The sequence below is a fragment of the Streptomyces sp. NRRL F-5135 genome, assembly GCF_000719775.1.
Taxonomy (GTDB): domain Bacteria; phylum Actinomycetota; class Actinomycetes; order Streptomycetales; family Streptomycetaceae; genus Streptomyces; species Streptomyces hebeiensis.
The window spans coordinates 1-2,173 of the sequence record NZ_JOHR01000043.1; the positions used below are offsets into that span (position 1 = coordinate 1).

General features: G+C 70.1%; 1 protein-coding gene. It reads right to left on the minus strand.

Annotated elements, in window-relative coordinates; all coding sequences use genetic code 11:
- On the minus strand, nucleotides 1-2,173 hold a 2,173-nt coding region (locus IG02_RS37365; protein WP_037805177.1), incomplete at both ends, for a toxin glutamine deamidase domain-containing protein.

Genomic DNA, 2,173 nt, shown 5'->3' on the forward strand with positions numbered 1-2,173 from the left:
CGGGCCCTCCAACGGCACCGGCCCCCGCCGCACATGCGTGAACCCGGACACCTCCGGCAGCAGGCCATACGCATGCCGCCACGCGTCCTGCCAGTCCTGGTCCGGACGCGACGACACACCCACCGGCTTCCAGCCCGCATCCCAGTGCTCGACCACGAGCACCCGGTCCAGCAGAACCCGGGACCCGTCCACCGCGACGAGCTCCGAGACCCATGGCAGTACGGGCGGCGTCCGCTCGGGATCAGCCAACACTTCGAGGGCACCCCGCGCCGCCTCGACAAGTGCCCGGAGCTGCGGCTGGTGCGAGGGAGGAACGGTGCCGCCAAGGCCGGCGGCCTCGTCGACTGCGGACCGAAGTGCCCGGTGCACGGAGTCGGGCAGCGGGGTCCCCAGGGCGTAGGCGCCCAGCGCGCGGGCGGCCTCCTGGCTGTCCCTCACGGACATCAGCCTGTGGGACCCGCCGCCGACCTTCGGCAGCCCCGCCATCAGGACCATGTGCACAAATCCGGTGAAGCCCCGTACCGCCGGGTTGTTCAGGATCCGCCTGATGGATTCGAGCAGGACGTCGTCAGGCAGCGGGGCGCGATATGTGAGTGCCCGCTGGTACGCCTCCCGGCTGAGCTTCGACAGCTCGGCGACAGCCCGCCGGATGTCCTCCCGGGTCATGAACGGGTCGTCGGCATACGTGAAATGCCGCAACTCCGCAGGGACCAGCGGAATCTCCAGCCGGCCGTCGTCGGTGTCCAGGGTCGGGAACCGGTCGTCGTCCATGTCGACCATCTGCTTCTGCGTGACGACCTTGCCCTCGGACGTCCGCCCCGTCAGCACGGACGTCACATGCTCACGAGGAGAGGGCACATCGCCGATGGTCGCGTCGAAGAAGCCCGGGAAGAACGGCTTGTCCGGCGTGATGGCCTTCCGGTACATCTCCAGCAACTTCCCGAGCACGACGGCGAGATTTCCGCTGATGCCGTCGTGATGCAGGTTGAGGAAGTCCCGGGTGCGGGGCCGCAGAGCCCGCAGGACACGGTCCAGCGCGGGCCGGGACGCCACCGCCAGGGCGTTCTTGGCCATGAACGGAGCCGGGCCCTGGTTGAGGATGGTGCCCGTCGGCCTGGCGACGGTGTGGGCGTACGCGAAGCGCAGATAGCCCCAGATGTCATCGATATCCGGGATGTGCGCGAGGAAGGGAACGGACATCGCGGGCACATCGCTGCGGCCGAGGAAGTCGCGCAGGAACTCCGCGGTGGCCGCCATCCCGAATTCCCTGCTCGACGACTCCGACGCCTGGACGGATCCGAGCGGCAACCGGTCCGCCGCATCGTCCAGAAGCGCGCTCAGGCCCAGGGCGGGGACACCCGGGGTGGGCTGCACATAGGAACGGCCCCATCTGATGGGGGTCGGGCCGACCACGGCCTTCTCACCCAACTCGGTGACCGTCCAGCCGTCCTGAGCGGGGAGAAGGGCGGCGAGAGACATCGGTGCGGCGTTGGGCTCGTCCCTGGCGTCCAGCATCCGCTGCACTCGCTCCAACCGCGCCAGCGTCTCTTCCGGGTCTTGCCTCCGCTCACCCGGAAGCACCGCCATCGGCTCGACGACGATCTCCCCGACGAGGTACGAGCCCAGCTTGGGCTTCGGCTCTCCCGGTGTCAGCTTGGGATACGAGAGGTGCAGCCGCCCGTCGGCGGTCCGCCAGAGATTCGCATGGTCAGTAACGATCTTGAAACCGGGAGCCTCGGCCAGCACCAGCTTGGCGGCAACGTCGCCGATGCCGGTAATGAGGAACCGCTGACGTGGCTCGACTTCGAGGCCGAGGGCACCGAAACGGCGTCCGGTCGCCGCGTCGAGTACCGCGTGTGTCGTGGAGGTCGACTGCGCGAACGGCGGCAACGCGCCGTCCATGACGTCCCGCCCGGCGGGGTCGATCGCCTGCCCGGCGGGGTCGATGACCACGGCCTGTGCGTCGGATGCCGCGACCTCCGGCGGGAGCTCCGATATCTCGCCTTCGGCACCGGCCGAGACGTCGACCCACACCACACCATCGGTCCCGCCCAGGTTGTACGCCGCCCACGCGTGCCCCGGCGTCTCGCCCTGCCGCCGCGCCAGAACGAGCGCCGCCGCGCCCGGACCCGCCGCCGCGACCGCGCCCGCCACCGCGCTCCACGACCGCACC